Here is a 19406-nt window from a genome sequence, read left to right on the forward strand (position 1 = left end):
GTGCCTTGCCCTGAGCGGTGGGCGTCTTCTCGGCCTGGGTGGGGGCGCCCGTGTTCGTCGCGGGGGCCTGGGCGCCGGCGCCCGACGAGCCGCCGGTGCCTCCGCCTGAACCACCACCGCCGCCACAAGCGGTCAGCCCAAGAGCCAGGGTGCAGGCAGCCAGGGAGGCCACCAGGGTCTGTCGCGTCTTCAAGCCGTTGCCTTCAAGAATTCGCATGAGCGGGGGCAACGCGCGGCGTTGGGCGTTCTATTCACTGCCGGTCATCCAGGCCGAGACGCGCCGCAGCGGGAGGGAGAACCGTGACGCTCGGCCCCATGGCGGCTACGGTGCCGCCGCCGTGTCCAAAGCCGTCCTGCTCCTGACCGCCCTGCTGTTCGCCTCCTGCGCCACGCCGGCGCCCTCACCTGTCCCCGTCACGCGGGGCCTGGGCGAGCCGGAGGTCTCCGTCCCCACGAAGCCCGCCGACGCGGGCGTGACGCCCCCTGCCCCGGGTGGCCTGGAGGATCCGCTCACGTCGGGCCTGCCCGGGCCGCAGGACCTGAAGCGCCTGGACTTCCGGAACGGCGAGCCGCGCCTCCCCATCAAGCTGATGGAGGGACGCGAGGCCGTGACGTTCTCGCCGCGCGCGCGGATGCGGCTGCGCTTCGGCGGGCCGGGCGACAAGGTGCTGGATGCGCCCGCGGGCTCGCGCTGGACGGTGCGGGTGACGCAGGGCGAACCGGCCCAGTGGAGCGCGCGGCTGCAGCTGGGCGAGTTCCGCTTCGCGGACAAGGCGGGGCTCGCGGAGGCGCTGGAGACGTGGCGCGCGCGGGGGCTCGCGGTGCGCACGCACACGCTGGGCTCCGTGTACGGCATCGCGGGGAAGGTCATCGACAACCGGCGCTACCTCCTCCTGGTCGAGGAGGCGCTGACGCCCGAGGCCGCGGCGGAACAACAGGCGGAGCTGCTGCGCCGCTACGGCCTGCGCACCACGCTCTTCGAGGAGGTCCGCAAGCCCTCCCGCGCCATCCTGGAGCTGAAGGACGAGAACGACGCCGTGGTGGGCCTGGCGCAGGACCGGCTGGACGCGGAGACGCCGGACGGCAGCGGCTTCGACGTGCGGCAGGTGGAGTACGGCGTGGGCTACGACTTCCACGCCTTCGAGGACCGCAGCTTCCGGGGCGCGCTCCAGTTCGCGGTGGACCGGAGCGGCAAGCTCGCGGTGGTGAACGTGGTGGGCCTGGAGGACCTGCTCAAGGGGCTGGTGCCGTCCGAAATCTTCGCGCGCGCGCACCCGGAGGCGCTCAAGGCCCAGGCCGTGACGGCTCGGGGCGAGGTGCTGGCGAAGGTGGGCATCAAGCACCTGGCGGATCCGTATCTCCTCTGCTCGGAGCAGCACTGCGCGGTGTACCGGGGCCGCACCGGCGAGGCGGCCAGCACCACCGCCGCGGTGGAGGCCACCCGGGGGCAGGCCCTCTTCAGCCAGGACGGCCGGCTGGTGGACTCCGTCTACAGCGCCGTGTGCGGCGGCCACACCGAGGACAACGACGTGGTGTGGGGCGGCCCGCCGGACCCCAGCCTGCGCGGGCGGCCTGACCTGCTGGAGCCCGCGCCGGACGTGCCCGGGCCGTCCCACCTCAAGGCGTGGCTGGCGACGTCGGACGTGCCCGCCGCGTGCAAGCTGTCCAGCTTCGCGCAGCCCACGAAGTTCCGGTGGGAGAAGCGCTTCACGCAGGGCCAGGTGGACGCGCTCACGGAGAAGCTGGGCGTGGGCGCCATCCAGGGGCTCGCCCTGTCCGAGCGCGGGGTGTCCGGGCGCGCCCGGCTGCTCACCGTGTCGGGCACGAAGGGCGCCACCCAGGTGCGCGGGGAGCTGAACATCCGGCGGCTCTTCGGGATGCTCAACAGCAGCATGGCCACCGTGGAGGCCGAGCGGGACGCCGAGGGCCGGCTCACCGGATGGCTGTTCCGGGGCGGCGGCTGGGGCCACGGCGTGGGCATGTGTCAGACAGGCGCCATCGGCCGGGCGGAGGCCGGGCAGCGCTATCCGGACATCCTTCGCTTCTACTTCAATGGGGCGGAGGTGGCCCCCATCTACTGAGGTCCAGGGAACAAATCGCGCAACCGGCGAGCCGTCTCGTGAATCTCTTTGATGTCCCGGGTGTTACGGGGCGCGCGTTCGGGACTGAAGAAGCGGTCCGGAGGTTTATCATCAGGCCGTGGGCACGGGTTCCTCGACAGACTGGCGTCAGCGGCGCGCGCGCAGGCAGCGTGGCCCCTTGCGCTACCTGGTGGCGGGCATCCTGGCGCTCCTGGCCCAGGCCGCCTTCGTGGGCTTCGTCCTCCTGGTGTCGGCCGTGCAGGCGAACCTCCCGCACGAGAAGCGCCCCGCGCGGCCCACGTCCGTGGCGGTGAGGCCGCTCACGTCGGACCAGTGGGCGAAGAACCGGGGGAACGTCACCCCGCAGCAGACGAAGCCCCGCCCCACGGAGAAGCGCGAGCCCAAGGAAGAGAAGAAGCCGGACGAGACGAAGCCCCAGGGCCAGGTGGTGGACGTGGCGCCGGGGAATGATCAGCAGTCCCCGGACGCGAAGTACCTGGCCGAGCACAACAACACGGTGGAGAAGGAGACGCGCGCGCGGGAGCAGACGGCCCACTACCGCAACGCCATGCCCCAGCGGACCGCGCCCCAGAAGCAGGAGGGCGCGGCGCAGGACCAGGTGCAGCCCCCGCGCGTGTCCGGCAACAACGGCACGGGCGCGGACGACCGGGCCCAGTCCCAGGGTGGCAAGAAGCCCGTCTTCGAGATGCCGGAGACGCGCCGCAAGCAGGAGATCGCCATGAAGACGGATCCGCGCGAGCGCGGCCCGGGCATGGCGGTGAAGAACCAGTCGGAGAGCGACGCCACCGAAGGCAACGCGAAGCGCCTGCGCATCCAGCCCGGCCAGGGCGAGGACAGCGAACAGGAGGGCTCCACCGGCCGGGTGGGTTCTCCGGGCCTGGCCACGCTGATGCCGTCGCAGGCGGCCATGGACAAGGTCGTGGGCGCGGCGCCCAACGACATGCTCCAGGACCAGGAGGAGGGCGACGGCACCTTCCTCAACACGCGCGAGTGGAAGTACGCCAGCTTCTTCAACCGCGTGAAGCAGAGCGTGGGCATGCACTGGAACCCCAACGAGCAGCTGCGCATGCGCGACCCGACGGGGAACATCTACTCCGGGCGCGACCGCCAGACGCTGCTCACCATCACCCTGGACGAGCGCGGCGCGGTGAAGGACATCCAGGTGGAGAAGAGCAGCGGCCTGGACTTCCTGGACATGGAGGCCGTGGCGTCCTTCAAGCGCGCGCAGCCCTTCCCCAACCCGCCGTCCGGCCTGTTGAGCCAGGACGCGACGGTGCGCTTCCAGTTCGGCTTCTTCCTGGAGATGGGCGGCGGCCCCCGGATGCGGCTGTTCCGACAGTAGGCCCCACGAAGGCCTCGCGGTGGACGGCGCGGAGGCACTACCCTGCCCCGCCGTGGAAGCCACTCTTGTCGACCGTAGCGCCGCGCTCCAGGAGCGCAACCGGAAGGTCCGCTTCGTCCTGTTGGCCATCCTCGTGGCCAACTGGGTGGTGGCCGTGGCCAAGCTCGTCTTCGGCCTCATGGCCCAGTCCGCGTCGGTGACGGCGGACGGGTTGCACTCGTTCATCGACGGCAGCTCCAACGTGCTGGGCCTGGTCGCCATGGGCGTCGCGTCGCAGCCGGCGGACGCGGACCACCCCTACGGCCACGGCAAGTTCGAGGCGCTCGCGTCGCTGGGCATCGGCGCGATGATTGGCGTGGGCATGCTGGAGCTGGGGCGCATGGCGTTCGACTCGCTCCTGCACGACAAGCACCCCACGGTGTCCGTGACGATGGCCGCGGTGATGGTCTTCACGCTCGCCATCAACCTCATCGTCACCCGCGTGGAGCGGCACTACGGGCAGAAGTACAAGAGCTCGCTGCTGCTCGCGGACGCGCAGCACACGCTGTCGGACGTGTTCGTGACCATCGCCGTGCTCGGCTCCATTGGACTGGTGGCGCTGGGCTTCCCTCGCGCGGACGGCCTGGTGGCCCTGGCCGTGATGGTCTTCGTGGCGTGGGTGGCCTACGGCATCGTCCGGCAGGCGGTGGGCATCCTCTCCGACACCGCGCGCCTGGACCCGGCGCAGGTGTCCCAGCACACGCTGGCGGTGGCCGGCGTGCGCTCCTGCCGCGACGTGCGCAGCCGGGGCATGGAGGAGAGCGTCTACGTGGACCTGAAGATTGAAGTCGACCCGCAGCTCACCACCGCGCAGGCCCACGAAGTGGCCGACAAGGTGGAGGAGACGCTGCACGGCGCCTATCCGCAGGTGGTGGACGTGGTGGTCCACGTGGAGCCCGCGAGGGCCCGCTAGAAACACGAGGGCCGCCTTCCAGTGCGCTGGAAGACGGCCCCGGTGCCGCGTCAGTGAACCGCGAGCGTCACGCGACCTTCTGCGCGGGCGTGTCGTAGTCCTCGATGGGAGGGCACGAGCACACGAGCTTGCGGTCGCCGAGCACATTGTTCAGGCGTCCCACGGACGGCCAGAACTTGTTGTCCCGGACCCACGGCGTGGGGAACACGGCCTGCTCGCGGGTGTACGGGCGGTTCCACTCCGGCGCGGTGAGCGTGCGCGCGGTGTGCGGCGCGTTCTTCAGGACGTTGTTGTCCTTGGGCACGCGGCCCTCCTCCACGTCGCGGATCTCCTGGCGGATGGCGATCATCGCGTCGCAGAAGCGATCCAGCTCCGCCTTGGACTCGGACTCCGTGGGCTCGATCATCAGCGTGCCCGCCACCGGGAACGACACGGTGGGCGCGTGGAAGCCGTAGTCCATCAGGCGCTTGGCCACGTCCTCCACCTCCACGCCCGCGGTCTTCTTGAGCGGGCGCAGGTCCACGATGCACTCGTGGGCCACCCGGCCGCGCTTGCCCCGGTAGAGCACCGGGTAGTGCGGCTGGAGCCGCTCCGCGACGTAGTTGGCGTTGAGGATGGCCATCTTCGTGGCCTGCGTCAGGCCCTCGCCGCCCATCATCTGGATGTACATCCAGGAGATGAGCAGGATGCTCGCGCTGCCCCACGGCGCCGCGGAGATGGCGCTGATGGCGTCCGCCCCGCCCGTCTGGATGACGGGGTGCCCGGGGAGGAACTTCACCAGGTGGGACGCCACGCAGATGGGGCCCATGCCCGGGCCGCCACCGCCGTGCGGGATGCAGAACGTCTTGTGCAGGTTGATGTGGCAGACGTCCGCGCCCACCAGGCCCGGCGCGGTGAGGCCCACCTGCGCGTTGAGGTTGGCGCCGTCCATGTACACCTGGCCGCCGCGCTCGTGGATGGTGGCGCAGATCTCCCGGATCTCCTCCTCGAACACGCCGTGCGTGGAGGGGTACGTCACCATCAGCGCGGCCAGGTTGTCCTTGTGCTGGTCCGCCTTGGCGCGCAGGTCGCCCAGGTCGATGTTGCCGTTCTCGTCGCACTTCGTGACGACGACGCGGTAGCCCGCCATCACCGCGGAGGCCGGGTTGGTGCCGTGCGCGGAGGACGGGATGAGGCACACGTCGCGGTGCCCCTGCCCGCGCGCCTGGTGGTAGGCGCGAATCACGAGCAGGCCCGCGTACTCACCCTGGCTGCCCGCGTTGGGCTGCAGCGAGCACCCGGCGAAGCCCGTCACCTGCGACAGCGCGTTCTCCAGCTGCTCGAAGACGACCTTGTAGCCGGCCGCCTGCGAGGTGGGCGCGAACGGGTGCAGCTTGCTGAACTGGGGCCACGTCACCGGGATCATCTCCGCGGTGGCGTTGAGCTTCATGGTGCAGCTGCCCAGCGGAATCATGGAGTGCGTGAGGGACAGGTCCTTCGCCTCCAGCCGCCGCATGTACCGCAGCATCTCCGTCTCGGAGTGGTAGCGGTTGAAGACGGGGTGCGTGAGGTACGCGCTCGCGCGGCGCAGCTCGGGGGCGAGCGGGCTCTCCAGGCCTTCGGCGACCTCGTCCAGGTTCACCGGGGACGCGGACTTGTTCGCGCCCTGGATGAAGGCCGCGAGGATGTCCTCCACGTCCCTGGCGCGCGTCGTCTCGTCCAGCGACAGGCCGAGCGTCTTCTCGTCGATGCGGCGGAAGTTCATCTTCGCGCCCTCCGCGGCGGCCAGCACCCCCCGCACCTGCGGGGCCGTCAGCTCCACGCGCAGCGTGTCGAAGAACTGCTCGTGCTTCGGCTTGAAGCCCAGCTTCGCCAGGCCCCGCGACAGCACCACGGTGAGCCCGTGCACGCGCTCCGCGATGGCCTTGAGCCCCTGGGGCCCGTGGTAGACGGCGTACATGCCGGCCATCACGGCCAGCAGCACCTGCGCGGTGCAGATGTTGCTCGTGGCCTTCTCACGGCGGATGTGCTGCTCGCGCGTCTGCAGCGCCATGCGCAGCGCGGGCCGGCCCCCCGAGTCCTCGGACACGCCGATGAGGCGGCCCGGCATCACGCGGGTGTAGGCGTGCTTCGTGGCGAAGTAGGCGGCGTGCGGGCCGCCGTAGCCCAGCGGCACGCCGAAGCGCTGCGCGCTGCCCACCACCACGTCCGCGCCGAACTCGCCGGGCGCCGTGAGCAGCGTCAGGGACAGCAGGTCCGCCGCGACGACGAGCAGGCCGCCCGCCGCGTGCACCTTCTCACCGAAGGCGCGGTAGTCGTGCACCACGCCGTCCGTGGCCGGGTACTGCACCAGCGCGCCGAAGAACTTCTTCTGGGACAGGTCCACCGTGCGGTGGTCGCCCACGACGACCTCCACGCCCAGGGGAGTCGCGCGCGTGCGCACCACGTCCACCGTCTGCGGGTGGCAGCCGTCGGAGACGAAGAACGCGCCCCCGTCGCCGTCGCCCTTGGCGTGGCTCGCGAGCGCCATGGCCTCCGCCGCGGCGGTGCCTTCATCCAGCATGGAGGCGTTGGCCACCTCCATGCCGGTGAGGTCCGTCACCATGGTCTGGAAGTTGAGCAGCGCTTCCAACCGGCCCTGGGCGATCTCCGCCTGGTAGGGCGTGTACTGGGTGTACCAGCCCGGGTTCTGGAAGATGTTGCGCAGGATGACGTTGGGGACGTGGGTGTCGCTGTAGCCCATGCCGATGAAGGACCGGAACATCTGGTTCTTCGCGGCGATGGCCTCCAGCTGCGCCAACACCTCGTTCTCACCCTTGCCCGCGGGCAGCCGCAGGGGCTCCGGGGAGCGGATGGCCGGCGGCACGGTGGACTCGACGAAGACGTCCAGCGAGTCCACGCCCAGCGTGGACAGCATCTGCTTCACTTCAGGGGTCTCCGGGCCAATGTGACGACCGGCGAAGGACTCCTGGTACTTCCAGTTGAGGGACATGGTCGGAAGGCTCGCGTGAGGTGCGGTAGGAAGTTCGGCGTCCGAGCGGGCTCGGCGCTCCATGGAGCGTCTTTAACAACCGGGACGCGCGACTTCTTGCGCGCGCGGAACTACTCCTTGGTGAGCTTCTCGTAGGCGTCGGCGTCCAGCAGGTTGCTCAGCTCCCCGGCGTCCGAGAGCTCGACCTCCACCAGCCACCCGTCCCCGTAGGGGTCCGTGTTGAGGGTCTCGGGCTCTTCCGTGAGGTCGCTGTTCACCTTCACGATCTTGCCGGAGATGGGTGCGAACAGCTCCGACACGGCCTTGACGGACTCGACGGTGCCGAACGAATCACCGGCCGTCACCTGGGCGCCCAGCTTGGGCAGCTCCACGTAGACGATGTCGCCGAGCGTGGTCTGGGCGTGGTCCGTAATGCCCACCACCACGATCTTGCCCGAGACGCGGGCCCACTCGTGCTCGCGGGTGTACTTCAGGTCCTTCGGAATGTTGGCCATGGCGGTTCAGCTCCTCACAGCAGGTGTGGAAGGAAGGGAATCAGGACTTCTTGAGGAAGGGGGTCTTCACGACGACGGCGGGCACGGCGCGGCCGCGGATGTCCACGTCGAAGGTGGAGCCCTCCGCGGCGAGGCTCGCCGGCACGTAGGCCATGCCGATGGACTTCTTCACCGAGGGGCCCATGGTGCCGCTCGTCACCTCGCCCACGCGCTCGCCGTTCTTGAGGACGGGGTAGCCGTGGCGGGGGATGCCCTTGTCGGTGAGCTCGAAGCCCACCAGCTTGCGCGGCACGCCTGCGGCCTTCTGCGCGGCGAGCGCGTCCTTGCCGATGAAGCCGCCCGCCTTGTCCAGCTTGACGATCCACCCCAGGCCCGCCTCCAGGGCGGTGTGCGAGTCGTCGATGTCGTTGCCGTACAGCGCGTACTTCATCTCCGTGCGCAGCGAGTCACGCGCGCCCAGGCCGCAGGGCTTCACGCCGTCCGGCTGCCCGGCCTCCAGGAGCGCGTCCCAGAGCTTCACGGCGTCGCCGGCGGCGCAGTACAGCTCGAAGCCGTCCTCACCCGTGTAGCCCGTGCGGGAGATGATGGCCTTCACGCCGGCCACCTCCCCTTCGGTGAAGCGGTAGGTGCCCACCTGGGACAGGTCCGACTTCGTCAGGCGCTGCACCAGCCCCACGGCCTTGGGGCCCTGGACCGCGATCTGCGCGTACTCGTCACTCTTGTCCACGGGCTTGACGCCCTCGGCGCGCGCGCTCATCCAGGCGAAGTCCTTCTCGCGGTTGCTGGAGTTGACGCAGATGAGGATGCGCTCGGGGCTGAAGCGGTAGGCGACGACGTCATCCACGAAGCCGCCCAGGTCATTGAGCAGGCCCGCGTAGACGGCCTGGCCGTCCTGGATGCGGGAGAGGTCGTTGGAGATGAGCCGGTTCACGGTCTCCAGGGCGCCCGGGCCGGTGAACTCGATCTCTCCCATGTGGGAGACGTCGAAGAGGCCGACGGCGGTGCGCACGGCCTCGTGCTCGGCGATGAGGCCCGAGTACTGCACCGGCATGTCCCAGCCGGCGAAGTCGACCATGCGGGCCCCCAGCTTGCGGTGGGCCTCGTTGAGGGGCGTACGCCGGGTCATTGACTTCTCCAGGGTGGGTAGGGGGTGGCGAAACGGCGCGGACTATAGCGGCGCACCTTCTCCGATCAAGGCCGACGCGGAAGGGACTAAACTCATCCCGACATGAAGATTCGCAACTGCCTCAACCCCTCCAAGCCGAGCTTCTCCTTCGAGTTTTTTCCTCCCAAGACGGACGCGGGCGTGGCCTCGCTCCTGCGCACGGTGGAGGAGCTTGCGCCGCTGGAGCCGGGGTTCGTGTCGGTGACGTACGGGGCGGGCGGGAGCACGCGCGACCGGACGGTGGACCTCGTCACGCACATCAAGCGGCAGACCGGCATCGAGGCGATGGCGCACCTGACGTGCGTGGGACACACCCGGGACGAGCTTCGTGACGTGCTGCGCCGGCTTGACGCGGCAGGCATCGAGAACGTGCTCCTCCTGCGCGGGGACCCGCCGCAGGGGCAGACGACCTTCGAGCCGGTGCCCGGGGGCTTCCGCTACGCGGAGGAGTTGGTCCGATTCGTCCGAGAAGAGGATTTCAACTTCTGCCTGGGGGGGGCGTGCTATCCGGAGGGCCACGTGGAGACGGCGTCGCGCGAGGACGACCTCAAGCACCTGAAGGCCAAGGTGGATGCGGGGATGGACTTCGTGGTGACGCAGCTCTTCTTCGACAACGCCTTCTATTTCGACTTCGTGGAGCGGGCGCGGCGGGCGGGCATCAACGTCCCCATCGTCCCCGGCATCATGCCCATCACCAACTACGAGCAGGTCCAGCGCTTCACGCGCATGTGTGGCGCGACGGTGCCCATGCGTCTGGCGTTGCAGATGGAGCGCGTGAAGGATCAACCGGACGCCGTCGTGCAGTTGGGCGTGGCGCACGCCACGGTGCAGTGCATGGAGCTGCTGTCGCGCGGCGTGCCGGGCATCCACTTCTATACGCTGAACAAGTCTCCCGCGACGCGGATGATCGTGGGCGCGCTGAAGGGGCGGTCATGAGCGGTCCTGGTCCTCAGCTGGCGCCGGGCGACCCGCGCCTCAAGATCTTCCAGATCGTGCGCTTCCCGGCGTTCTTCCTGCTCATCGTCGGCGTGCTGCACGTCACCTTCAGCCTGCTGGGCGCGGTGCTGGCGGCGCTGAAGGTGGCGTCGCCCTTCTCCACGCCGGGACAGGCGCCGGTGGTGCTGGAATTCACGACGGGCTTCTCGCTGGCCATCCTGGGCGGGATCCTCTGTGGGGTGCTCGCCGTCTGGGGCGCGTGGAACGCGATGAACCTCAAGGGGTACGGCCTGGCGACGGTGGGCGCCATCTGCGCGATGTACACGCTGACGCCCGGCTGTTTCATTGGCGTGCCGGTGGCGGTGTGGATGCTCTTCACGCTGCGCCGTGACGGCGTGCGCGAGGCCTTCGCACCATGAACCCGCGCGCCGTCCGCACGGTGCGCTTCCTGCTCACGGGCCTTGGCAACGTGGGCGTGCCGCTGCTGGAGATCCTCCAGTCGCGCGCGTCGATGCTGATGGAGCGCTACCGGCTGGAGCTGTTGCCGGTGGGGCTGGCCGACTCGGGCGGCGCGGCGGTGTCGCCGCACGGGTTGGACATCGGGGCGGTGCTGGCGGTGAAGCGGGCGCGGCACTCCGTGGCGTCGCTGCCGGTGGTGGGGCGCCCGGGGATGAGCGGGCGCGACCTGGTGCGCGAGGTGAAGGCGGACCTCCTGTTGGAGGCCACGCCCACGAGCTTCCAGGACGGGCAGCCCGGGTTGGACATCACGCGGGACGCGCTGTCGCGGGGCATGGCGGCGGTGCTCGCGAGCAAGGGGCCGCTGGTGCTGGGGTTCCAGGAGCTGGCGGGCTTGAGCGACCTGGAGTCGCCGGGCCGCCCTCCCCTGCGCTTCAGCGCGGCGGTGGGCGCGTCGATGCCGCTGGTGAACGTGGGCCGCCGGGACCTGGCGCTGGGGAAGCTGGGCCGCTTCGAGGGCGTGCTCAACAGCACCAGCCACCTGCTCTTGTGCCGCATGGCGGAGGGCCGGACGTACGAGGCCGCGCTGGCGGAGGCGCAGGCGCTGGGCATCGCGGAGACGGACCCCACGCTGGACGTGGACGGCTGGGACACGGCGGGCAAGCTGGTCATCCTGGCCAACGCGGTGATGCGCGTGCCCACGACGCTGAAGGACGTGTCCGTGACGGGCATGCGCGGCGTGACGCGCGCGGAGCTGGACGCGGCGAAGGCGAAGGGCGGCCAGGTGCTGCTCCTGGCGCGCGGCGAGCCCGTGGGCGCGGAGCGGTGGGAGTGGAGCGTGCGCCCCACCGCCGTGGACGCGGCCCATCCCCTGGCCCGGCTGGGCGCGATGGAGATGGGCGCGGTGTTCCGCAGTGATTTGCACGGCGTGAACACCGTCATCAACGGTGAGCAGGGCGCCCGGGGCACGGGCGCGGCGATGCTGAAGGACGTGCTCGAAATCTTTCCGGACTGAGCTTCAGCCCAGCGACTTCATGAGCCGCTTCAGGAGCGGCTCCACGAGCTCCTGCCCGCGCAACTGGGAACGCCAGCGGTGGGGAATCCCGCTCAGGCCGTGGATGAGCCCCGCGATGCCGCCCGCCACGCAGGCCGTGGTGTCCGTGTCGTGGCCCAGCCGGATGGCGGATTTGACGACCTCTTCGTACGTCTTCCCGTTCGCCACGCAGGCCCGGGCGGAGCGCAGGCAGTCCACGACGTAGCCGCCGCCCGTTCCCGGTGCCGGGTCGTCCGGGCGGATGTGGGCCTCCAGCTCCTCCCGCTGCGGGAAGCCCTCCACGTACAGGTCCCGGAAGGTGGCCACGGCTTCGGCCCAGGGGTCCGCGGCGCCCTCCAGGATGCGGCGGGCCCAGAGGCAATACAGCGCGCAGCACACCTGGGCGCGCACGTGGCCATGTGTCACGCGCGATTGAGCCATGGCATCCGAGACGAGCGCCGCGTCCTTGCCCTGGTGCCACAGGGCCAGGGGGAGCACGCGCATCAGCGAGCCATTGCCGTTGTCCATGGTGCCGTTGGGCCCCGCGAGCATCGCCGGGGTGCCGTCGCGCAACCGGCGCAGCGCGGTGCTGGTCTGGATGCCCACGTCGAACACATCGCCATCCACGGCGAGGTAGCCCCAGTCCTGCCAGTTCACCAGCCGCCGGCCCAGGTCCTCGCAGTCGAGCCGCTTCTGATACGTCAGCGAGTCCAGCAGGCACAGCGCGTGGGCACCGTCGTCCGACCACGTCCCCGGGGGGACGCGGCCGTGCGCCCGGTCGAATCCCGGCGGCGGCGTGTACTCGATGGCCTCGGGAGACGGAATCGTCTCCGGCCGGTGGAACTCATAGGGGACGCCCAACGCATCACCGATGAGCAACCCATACACCCCTCCCGCAATGCGCTCCTCGCGGTTCATCATTCCCCAACCTCCCAGGTCCGTGGGCGAACCCATCGTGTACCAACGACACTATCAACGTAAAGAGGGGACTGGCTCGCGCGGTGTCCACGGTTCATGCGAAGCTCCTGCGCCCTTCAATTTCGGGACAGGCTTCCCAACCCTCACGAGAGGCGCTCCGATGCGTCGACTCCCCCTGCTGCTTGCCCTTGGTTTGTCTGTCCTGGCCACCTGTTCCCCGGTGGAGCCGGAGGCACCGGATGCACCCGAGACGCCGGGTGAAGCCTCGCGGACCCAATCCCTGACGGTGGTCAAGGACTACTTCCTCGAGCTGACCTGGGACGGAGCCACGAAGTGCCCCTCCTGTGGTCGCACGGCCTACGCCTGCTCGGACAACACCGGAAATTGGAACGGTGGAGCCCGAAGCTTCGCGGATCCCGTCCCCGCCGGTTGGATCGTGACTGGCGTCGACGTGGAAGTCTTCGGCCGTGGCTACGACGGCGGACTCATGACCGTCCTGCTGAACGGCCAGGAACTGGGGGCCTTCAGCATGCCCCCGAATCCCCTACGGTTGTGTGGTGGCTGCGACACGCCAGAAGTCGGCTTCAAGGCGCGCGACTCCACGGGGGTGCCCGGCTATCGCTACGGCACCACCAATACCCTCACGCTGCGCTCGGAGCGGACCAACTGCGTCTCCGCCGCCCGGATCCGCCTGAGGACGGGGCGGCCCCTGCTCAAGGTCAATCCATCGAGCCTGTCCTTCGGCTCGATCGCGGTGGGCACATCCGCCTCCCAGAAGGTGAGGCTGAGCAACGAGGGCGCCGTCCCGCTGGTCATCGACGCCATGTCGCTTCCCCTCCCCTTCAAGCTGACACCGGTGTCCCTGCCCTTCACCCTCAAGGAAGGCGCGTTCCTGGACGTGACCGTGACGTACGCGCCCACGGCCGACCGCGTGGACTCCGGGATCCTGAGCCTGCTGAGCAGCGACCCCGACAAGGGCTCCCTGCCGATCAAGCTCGAGGGGACGGGCGGCGCCCCGAAGCTCGAGCTCGCGCCGGCCGCGCTCGACTTCGGCGCCTTGCGCGTGGGCACGAGCAGCAACCTGCTCCTCCAGGTGAAGAACGTGGGGAGCCTGCCGCTCACGATTCCCGCCGTGCTGACGCAGGCGCCCTTCACCGTGAGCGGCCTGCCTCCGGGGGGCACCGTGGTGCAGCCAGGGACGGTCCTCCCGCTCACGGTGACCTTCACGGCGACGGCGGGAGAGTCGTCCCTGCCGATGTACATCCAGGCCCAGGGGTCCGCCACGCCGCTCGCGGAGGTCTCTCTGCATGGCACGGGCATCGAACCCGCCATCGTCGTGGCGGCGACCTCGCTGGACTTCGGTGTGCACACCGCGGGGGTCGACCCTGTTCGCAAGACGCTGGCGGTCAGCAACACCGGCCTGGACGACCTCATCCTCACCGCCTTCGACGTCGAGGCGCCGTTCACGGTGGAGTCCGGCCTTCCGCTGACCATCCAGGCCCGGGAGCAGGCGAGCCTGACGGTGGCCTACGCCCCGGGGGCGGGCCGCGCCGCGAAGGACCTCATCCTGCGGAGCAATGATCCGCGCACCCCCGCCGTGAAGGTGGCGCTCACCGGCACGGGCGTGGAGGTCCCCGCGCTCAAGGTCACCGCGTCCGATGGCGGCACGGCGCTGGAGTTCGGCTCGCGCGAGGTCAACTCCGTGAGTACGCCCCAGGCGTTGACGATCAAGAACGAGGGGGCCGGGACGCTCGTGGTGGAGCCCATCCAGGCGCCCACGGGCTTCGCCGTGACCCCCGCGGGACGGTTCAGCCTGGCCCCCGGCGCCACGACCCAGGTCCAGGTGACCTTCGAGCCTCCGCATATCGCCCAGTTCGCGCAGGAGCTGATGCTGAGCGCGGACGGCCCGGGTGGCTCCTCCCAGACCGTGCTGCTCAGAGGACAAGGCGTCGAAGGAAAGCTGACCGCCACCCCCTCGGCGCTGTCCTTCGCGCGGACGGAGGTGGGGAGCAGCAGCAAGGCGGTGCAGGTGACGATCGTCAATTCGGGGACGGACACGCTCACCCTCAGCACCATCGCGGTGGCGGGGCCGTTCTCGGTGGTGCTTCCGGAGCTGCCGAAGGCGCTCACGCCGCGCGACGCCTTCACCATGGAGGTCACCTTCATCCCGGTCGAGGACGGCGCCGCGACCGGCGTGTTCCGTGTGTTCTCGAACGCGCCGTCGTCTCCCACGGTGGTGAAGCTGGACGGAGAGGGGCTCCAGGCCGTCGGCCGGATGGCGAGCGACGTGATGGAGTTCGGCGGCCAGCGGTTGGGGGGCCTGAGCGCGCCCCGGGAGCTCACGCTGTTCAACATGGGCAGTGAGTCGCTGAACGTGACGGCGGTGAACGTGAACGGTCCGTTCCAGGTCTCGGGGCTCAACGTGGGCACCAGCGTGCCGCCGCTCGGAAACCGCACGTTCCAGGTCAGCTACAAGCCCACCGAGGCCACCGCGGAGAACGGCGTGCTGGAGGTCCAGAGCAACGCGCCGAGCGCCGCCCAGGTGACGCTGCGGGGCACGGGGACCACGGCCTCGATGGAGACCTCCGTGACGGCGCTGACCTTCGGTTCCCAGTTCCTCGGGGAGGCCTCGCAGCGCGTCGTGGAGCTGCGCAACACCGGCACGAGCCCTGTCACCATCACGGGACTGGATCCGGTGGACGGGTTCTCCCTGTCGGGGCTCCCGCTGCCCCATGTCGTGGGGCCCGGCACCAGCCATCCCTTCTACGTCGTCTTCGAGCCGCCGCGGCCGGGCGACTACGCAGGGTCGCTCGCGGTGCGGCACGATGCGTCCTCCACGCCGCTGATGATCGCGGTGCAGGGGTCCGGCGTGGCGCAGGGGCTGACGGTGACGCCCGGAGCCATCGTGTTCGGCAACCAGCGGGTGGACGCCACCAGCCAGCCCCTGTCGTTGGAGCTCGTCAACACGGGCAACGTGCCCGTCACCGTGGAGGTGAAGTCCTCCGATGCCGCGTTCCGCGTGGACACGAGCGCGGTGAGCGGCGCCATCGCGGCCGGTGGCCGAGCCTCCATCCCGGTGACGTTCCATCCGACGCGCACGGGCACGGTGCGCGGCGAGGTCCGCGTGGTGCCGAGCGGTGGCGGACTTGGACCCACGGTCGTTCCCGTGGAGGGGATTGGCGAGGCCGTCACCGTGGAGGGCAGCGGCTGCGCGGTGGGCGGGAGCGGCGGGGTCTGGGTGCTGGCGGCGTGGATGCTGGCCAGGCGGAGGGCCCGGCGCGGTCAGCAGACCCGCTAGGCCCCCGGGCCCGGTGCGGCCAGAACCTGTCCGACTGTCGGACAGGTTTCCATGGGGCCGCGGCTGTCCGACTGTCGGACAGGTTTCCATGGGGCCGCGACTGTCCGGCTGTCCGACAGGTTTCCATGGGGCCGCGGCTGTCCGACTGTCGGACAGGTTTCCATGGGGCCGCGGCTGTCCGACTGTCGGACAGGTTTTCGCAGGGTGCCTCCGCCGGGGAGACCCTCCTGGACTCAGGGGGGAGGAGGCGCGGGGACGGTGCGGGCCGAAGTGGGCTCGCCCAGGATCAACAGAAGCTCCGCGCGGCGGTTCTCGCCCCGCCCTGCCGGCGTTCCGTTGGAGCCCGCGGGCCGGCGCGCACCGAGGCCTCGGGCATCCAACCGGTGGGCCGGGACGCCCTTTCGCACCAGGTAGTCGCGTACTGCTTCCGCCCGAGCGAGGGACAGGCGCTGATTGGATGCGGACGAACCCTCCGCGTCCGTGTGCCCTTCGATGACGACGCGCTCCACTTCCGGATGCTCCAATAGCACCCGCGCCACCTGATCCAGGACGCGAGAGCGGCCCGGCAGCGTCGTCGCGCCGACCTCGAAGAAGACCTGACCATGGAGGACGAGGCGCTCGCGGGTCAGGGAGACGAGCGAGTCACCCGTCTCCGGGCAGCCACCGTGCTCTCGGGTTCCCCGCTCGTGGATGCAGGCGTCCAACACGTCCACGACACCGTCGCCATCCGAGTCGGTCTCGGAGACAGGCTCGTCCTTGGTGGGCTCGGGAGGAGGAGGTTCTGAAGGCGTGGGTTCGGGTTCGAGCTGGGGGGCGGCGGGAGCACGCGGGAGCCCCTGGACCAGCTCGTAGACGATGTCCTCCGGGGGCGGAGGTGGCGGCTTGTCGAAGAGCAGGGCGAATCCCGCGAGCACCCGGTAGCGAGGCGCTCCCGGCTCCGCGCCCAGGCCCGCGCCGCCCAATGCGAAGAACTCCCAGGGCCGCGCCGGTGCGTAGCGCAGGCCGCCCAGCAGCTCACCGCTGGTGCGCTGTTGCCGCCACGAGTACGCACCGAGCGCCGACACCTCCGCGCGCAGGGCGTACCCTACGGTCAGCCCCACCCCGGCCCGCAGCTCGTTGCCCACGCCGTTGAGGCTGTCCACGCCAGAGTCCGTCGAGACGGCGCGACGCAGGAGCACGCCCACTTCCAGCGCCGGAGCCACGGGCCCCCAGCGCTTGCCCATCATGAGCCGCCCCTGACCCCGGACACCCTGGTCGCGAGCAAGCGCACCCGAGCCACCTACGGGCAATCGCACGTCCAGGTCGAGCGCCAGGTGGAAGGCCTCGGGAGCGGTGGCCCCCAGCAGCCCCAGTCGGGCAGCGAGCCGCGGCGCCCCCAGCCCGCTGCGTGACGGCGGGGAGAAGGACAGCACGGTGCTCACATCCGCGCCGCTCTGATGGATGACGCCAGGAAGCTGGGCCTGAAGCTCCAGCCAGGGCAGCACGCCGACGGCCAGCGACACCACACCGGTGGTCCGGGACAGGACGAGCGGGTATTCGTCCGGCCCGTTGCGGACCGTCAGCGCTCTCCGCTGGTAGTGCGCCAGCAGGGAGATCCGCAGCGCCCCAGGCGCCAGCAGCTCCCCGCTCCCCATCGTCAGGGGCCCCAGGCCCGGGTTCGGGTCCAGGCGCTCCAGGGAGAACGTGGGCAGGGGCGTGGCGTCCTGGGCACGCGCGGGGGTTGCGAGCAGCAGCAGCCCCAGCGCGGCCCCGCCAACTGCGCATCGGTGCAAGGCCGGACCCATGCGCGCATCATCCGTCAGGTCCCGCCCGGGCTGAAGGGGAATGGCGGCTGGACTCGCACCTGCGACTCCCCTCCCCTCCTTACGGAAAGACGCTCATCTTCTTCCAATGCCGCGATGGCTCCGCCGGATAGCTGTGACCCGTTCGAGGACGACGGCTGGTGTCCCGTCTCCAGCAACAAGATCACCTGCTTCAACGGAGTCCAGATGGATGCCCACTGGACTCCGGACGGTTGGTGCATCAACGCGGACGTCTGCAGGAACTACGGCGGCCCCTGGGGCTGCCCGGAATGGTGAGCGCCATGAAACGACAGACACTCGCACTGGCCTTCAGCGTGGGGATGTTGCTTGCCGGTTGTGGACCGGAGGCCGTGCCCACCACGGAGACCGAAACGACCGAGGACCGGGTGCACGCCATGGCACCGCCGGACAGCTGCGACCCGAATGTTGATTTCGGCTGGTGCCGTATCACCACTGACCGGGTCCGCTGCGCGAATGGCTTCTACATGTATGCCTATTCGACGCCTGACGGCTGGTGCATCCGTTACGACGCCTGTAACAGCCAGGGCGGCCCGTACGTCTGCGGTCTGCAATGAAGTCCTCCTCCCTGCCCTCGCATGGGGGGCAGGGAGGTCCCATCGACTGACTACTTCCCGCCGCGCTGAGCCGCCTCCAGCGTGTTCTTCATCAGCATCGCAATGGTCATCGGACCCACGCCGCCCGGCACCGGCGTGATGAACGAAGCCCTCTCCGCCGCGGCGGCGAACTCCACGTCCCCCACCAGCTTCCCATCCGCCTTGCGGTTCATGCCCACGTCAATCACCACCGCGCCGGGCTTGATCCACGCGCCCTTCACCAGCTCCGGCACGCCCACCGCCACCACCAGGATGTCCGCCTGGGCCACCTCCGACGGCAGGTCGCTCTTACGGTGGCACACCGTCACCGTCGCGTCCTTCTGCAGCAGCATCAGCGCCTGCGGCTTGCCCACGATGTTGCTGCGGCCCACCACCACCGCGCGCTTGCCCGCCGGATTGCATCCCACCTCTTCCAACAGCCGCATCACCCCATAGGGCGTGCACGCCCGCGTCGCCGGCCGTCCCAGCAGCAGGTTGCCCGCGTTCATCGGGTGGAAGCCGTCCGCGTCCTTCTCCGGCTTCACCGCCGCGATGATGGCGTCCGCGTCGATGTGCTTGGGCAACGGCAGCTGCACCAGGATGCCGTGCACGGCCGGGTCCTCGTTCAGCCGGTGCACCAGCGCCAGGAGCGCGTCCTGGGTGATGTTCTCATCCGGGTGGTGCTCCCAGGAGTTGAAGCCCACCTCCTCGGCGGCCTTCTTCTTCCCCGTCACATAAATCTTGGACGCCGGGTCCTCACCCACGCGCACCACGGCGAGCCCCGGGGTGATGCCGCGCTCGGCCTTCAGGCGCGTCACCTCCTCCTTGATCTCCGCCCGCACGCGCGCCGCCACTGCCTTGCCGTCAATCAACTGAGCCGTCATGAGAGCCACCTTATGCAAGACTGGCCCGGCACAAGGGAGCGAAGCGAAGGCATGGGCGCGGGAAAAGTTCTCGGGGCGATGTTGGGTCTCATGGCCGGTCTCCTCATGGGAGGGCCCTGGGCCATCGTGCTCTCCCTCATCCTGGGCACGGCCCTGGGCCACTACTTCGACGAACAGAACGCCGCGCCCCCGGACTTCCCCGAAATCTTCAGCGACTTCCCCGTCACCTTCGAGCCGCCTCCCAAGCCGGCCCCCCTCCCCCAGGGCCCGGGCGAGTTCCCCATCGTCCAGACCCCGGACGAGGACCCGCTCGACCGCGACATCACCGCCCTCTTCGTGGACGTGGCCCGCGCCGACGGCGACATGCGCCGCGAGGAGGTCCGCGAGGTCCGCCGCTACTTCGAGGAGGTCCTCCGCGCCGACGCCCACACCGTCCAGGCCGTGCGCCGCTACCTCAAGG

At 70.0% G+C, this 19406-nt stretch carries 15 protein-coding genes and 2 pseudogenes; 10 read left to right on the plus strand and 7 right to left on the minus strand.

The features are described from left to right. A pseudogene (locus D7W82_RS41820) lies at positions 1-193 on the minus strand (hypothetical protein); the annotation flags it as partial. Positions 194-215: 22 nt separating this feature from the next. On the opposite strand from D7W82_RS41820, the gene D7W82_RS29200 reads away from it, so the two are divergent. The 3 genes from D7W82_RS29200 to D7W82_RS29210 all read left to right on the plus strand — a co-directional run bounded on the left by D7W82_RS29200 (position 216) and on the right by D7W82_RS29210 (position 4396). Further along, a complete protein-coding gene (locus D7W82_RS29200) occupies positions 216-2081 on the plus strand; it encodes a SpoIID/LytB domain-containing protein (protein ID WP_233588002.1) in 1866 nt (621 codons plus the stop codon). A 118-nt stretch (positions 2082-2199) separates the two neighbouring features. Then, positions 2200-3444 (plus strand): energy transducer TonB, encoded by a 1245-nt coding sequence (locus D7W82_RS29205; RefSeq protein ID WP_120621474.1) that lies wholly within the window; start codon positions 2200-2202, stop codon positions 3442-3444. A gap of 52 nt (positions 3445-3496) precedes the next feature. Further along, positions 3497-4396: a cation diffusion facilitator family transporter gene (locus D7W82_RS29210; RefSeq protein ID WP_120621475.1), complete on the plus strand. Its 900-nt coding sequence runs from the start codon at positions 3497-3499 to the stop codon at positions 4394-4396. Positions 4397-4463: 67 nt separating this feature from the next. On the opposite strand, the gene gcvP is transcribed toward D7W82_RS29210, so the two are convergent. The 3 genes from gcvP to gcvT all read right to left on the minus strand — a co-directional run bounded on the left by gcvP (position 4464) and on the right by gcvT (position 8987). Further along, complete coding sequence (gcvP, locus tag D7W82_RS29215) at positions 4464-7367, minus strand: aminomethyl-transferring glycine dehydrogenase (protein ID WP_120621476.1); 2904 nt, start codon at positions 7365-7367, stop codon at positions 4464-4466. Between the two features lie 110 nt (positions 7368-7477). After that, positions 7478-7861, minus strand: coding sequence for a glycine cleavage system protein GcvH (gcvH, locus tag D7W82_RS29220; RefSeq protein ID WP_120621477.1), 384 nt, complete (start codon positions 7859-7861; stop codon positions 7478-7480). A 40-nt stretch (positions 7862-7901) separates the two neighbouring features. After that, complete coding sequence (gene gcvT, locus D7W82_RS29225) at positions 7902-8987, minus strand: glycine cleavage system aminomethyltransferase GcvT (protein ID WP_120621478.1); 1086 nt, start codon at positions 8985-8987, stop codon at positions 7902-7904. Positions 8988-9089: 102 nt separating this feature from the next. On the opposite strand from gcvT, the gene metF reads away from it, so the two are divergent. The 3 genes from metF to D7W82_RS29240 are packed head-to-tail and all read left to right on the plus strand — an operon-like array spanning position 9090 to position 11433. After that, entirely contained in the window at positions 9090-9962 is an 873-nt protein-coding gene (gene metF / locus D7W82_RS29230) for a methylenetetrahydrofolate reductase [NAD(P)H] (protein ID WP_120621479.1), read from the plus strand. Continuing rightward, a complete protein-coding gene (locus D7W82_RS29235; protein ID WP_120621480.1) occupies positions 9959-10381 on the plus strand; it encodes a hypothetical protein in 423 nt (140 codons plus the stop codon). The genes metF and D7W82_RS29235 overlap by 4 nt, the downstream gene beginning before the upstream one ends. Next, the gene (locus D7W82_RS29240) at positions 10378-11433 is read left to right on the plus strand and encodes a homoserine dehydrogenase (RefSeq protein ID WP_120621481.1); all 1056 of its coding nucleotides are present in this window, start codon (positions 10378-10380) and stop codon (positions 11431-11433) included. Before D7W82_RS29235 ends, D7W82_RS29240 begins: the two co-directional genes overlap by 4 nt. A 3-nt stretch (positions 11434-11436) precedes the next feature. On the opposite strand, the gene D7W82_RS29245 is transcribed toward D7W82_RS29240, so the two are convergent. Beyond that, positions 11437-12372 carry an ADP-ribosylglycohydrolase family protein gene (locus D7W82_RS29245; RefSeq protein WP_120621487.1) on the minus strand — a complete coding sequence of 312 codons (936 nt, stop codon included), beginning with the start codon at positions 12370-12372 and terminating at the stop codon, positions 11437-11439. Between the two features lie 157 nt (positions 12373-12529). Between D7W82_RS29245 and D7W82_RS29250 the strand changes: the two genes are divergently transcribed. Next, positions 12530-15667 (plus strand): choice-of-anchor D domain-containing protein, encoded by a 3138-nt coding sequence (locus D7W82_RS29250; RefSeq protein WP_158617751.1) that lies wholly within the window; start codon positions 12530-12532, stop codon positions 15665-15667. Between the two features lie 233 nt (positions 15668-15900). Here D7W82_RS29250 and D7W82_RS29255 read toward each other — a convergent pair whose 3' ends face one another. Next, on the minus strand, positions 15901-17451 hold the full coding sequence (locus D7W82_RS29255) for an OmpA family protein (protein ID WP_120621483.1): 1551 nt from the start codon (positions 17449-17451) through the stop codon (positions 15901-15903). Positions 17452-17565: 114 nt separating this feature from the next. Between D7W82_RS29255 and D7W82_RS40195 the strand changes: the two genes are divergently transcribed. Both D7W82_RS40195 and D7W82_RS29260 read left to right on the plus strand, forming a co-directional pair. Further along, positions 17566-17745, plus strand: a complete 180-nt coding sequence (locus D7W82_RS40195; protein WP_147439611.1) for a hypothetical protein — start codon at positions 17566-17568, stop codon at positions 17743-17745. A 5-nt stretch (positions 17746-17750) separates the two neighbouring features. Next, positions 17751-18044, plus strand: coding sequence for a hypothetical protein (locus D7W82_RS29260; RefSeq protein ID WP_147439613.1), 294 nt, complete (start codon positions 17751-17753; stop codon positions 18042-18044). A 50-nt stretch (positions 18045-18094) separates the two neighbouring features. On the opposite strand, the gene folD is transcribed toward D7W82_RS29260, so the two are convergent. Further along, positions 18095-18946, minus strand: coding sequence for a bifunctional methylenetetrahydrofolate dehydrogenase/methenyltetrahydrofolate cyclohydrolase FolD (gene folD, locus D7W82_RS29265; protein WP_120621485.1), 852 nt, complete (start codon positions 18944-18946; stop codon positions 18095-18097). A 90-nt stretch (positions 18947-19036) separates the two neighbouring features. On the opposite strand from folD, the pseudogene D7W82_RS29270 reads away from it, so the two are divergent. After that, positions 19037-19406 (plus strand): annotated as a pseudogene (locus D7W82_RS29270) (molecular chaperone DjiA); the annotation flags it as partial.

The organism is Corallococcus sp. CA049B (assembly GCF_003611685.1).
In the GTDB taxonomy this organism is placed as follows: domain Bacteria; phylum Myxococcota; class Myxococcia; order Myxococcales; family Myxococcaceae; genus Corallococcus; species Corallococcus coralloides.

Coding starts and splice junctions, on each gene's coding strand:
- gcvT (WP_120621478.1), bottom strand. CDS start 8,987: ATGACCCGGCGTACGCCCCTCAACGAGGCCCACCGCAAGCTGGGGGCC.
- D7W82_RS40195 (WP_147439611.1), top strand. CDS start 17,566: ATGGCTCCGCCGGATAGCTGTGACCCGTTCGAGGACGACGGCTGGTGT.
- D7W82_RS29250 (WP_158617751.1), top strand. CDS start 12,530: ATGCGTCGACTCCCCCTGCTGCTTGCCCTTGGTTTGTCTGTCCTGGCC.
- gcvP (WP_120621476.1), bottom strand. CDS start 7,367: ATGTCCCTCAACTGGAAGTACCAGGAGTCCTTCGCCGGTCGTCACATT.
- D7W82_RS29260 (WP_147439613.1), top strand. CDS start 17,751: ATGAAACGACAGACACTCGCACTGGCCTTCAGCGTGGGGATGTTGCTT.
- folD (WP_120621485.1), bottom strand. CDS start 18,946: ATGACGGCTCAGTTGATTGACGGCAAGGCAGTGGCGGCGCGCGTGCGG.
- D7W82_RS29240 (WP_120621481.1), top strand. CDS start 10,378: ATGAACCCGCGCGCCGTCCGCACGGTGCGCTTCCTGCTCACGGGCCTT.
- D7W82_RS29200 (WP_233588002.1), top strand. CDS start 216: ATGAGCGGGGGCAACGCGCGGCGTTGGGCGTTCTATTCACTGCCGGTC.
- gcvH (WP_120621477.1), bottom strand. CDS start 7,861: ATGGCCAACATTCCGAAGGACCTGAAGTACACCCGCGAGCACGAGTGG.
- metF (WP_120621479.1), top strand. CDS start 9,090: ATGAAGATTCGCAACTGCCTCAACCCCTCCAAGCCGAGCTTCTCCTTC.
- D7W82_RS29245 (WP_120621487.1), bottom strand. CDS start 12,372: ATGATGAACCGCGAGGAGCGCATTGCGGGAGGGGTGTATGGGTTGCTC.
- D7W82_RS29235 (WP_120621480.1), top strand. CDS start 9,959: ATGAGCGGTCCTGGTCCTCAGCTGGCGCCGGGCGACCCGCGCCTCAAG.
- D7W82_RS29255 (WP_120621483.1), bottom strand. CDS start 17,451: ATGGGTCCGGCCTTGCACCGATGCGCAGTTGGCGGGGCCGCGCTGGGG.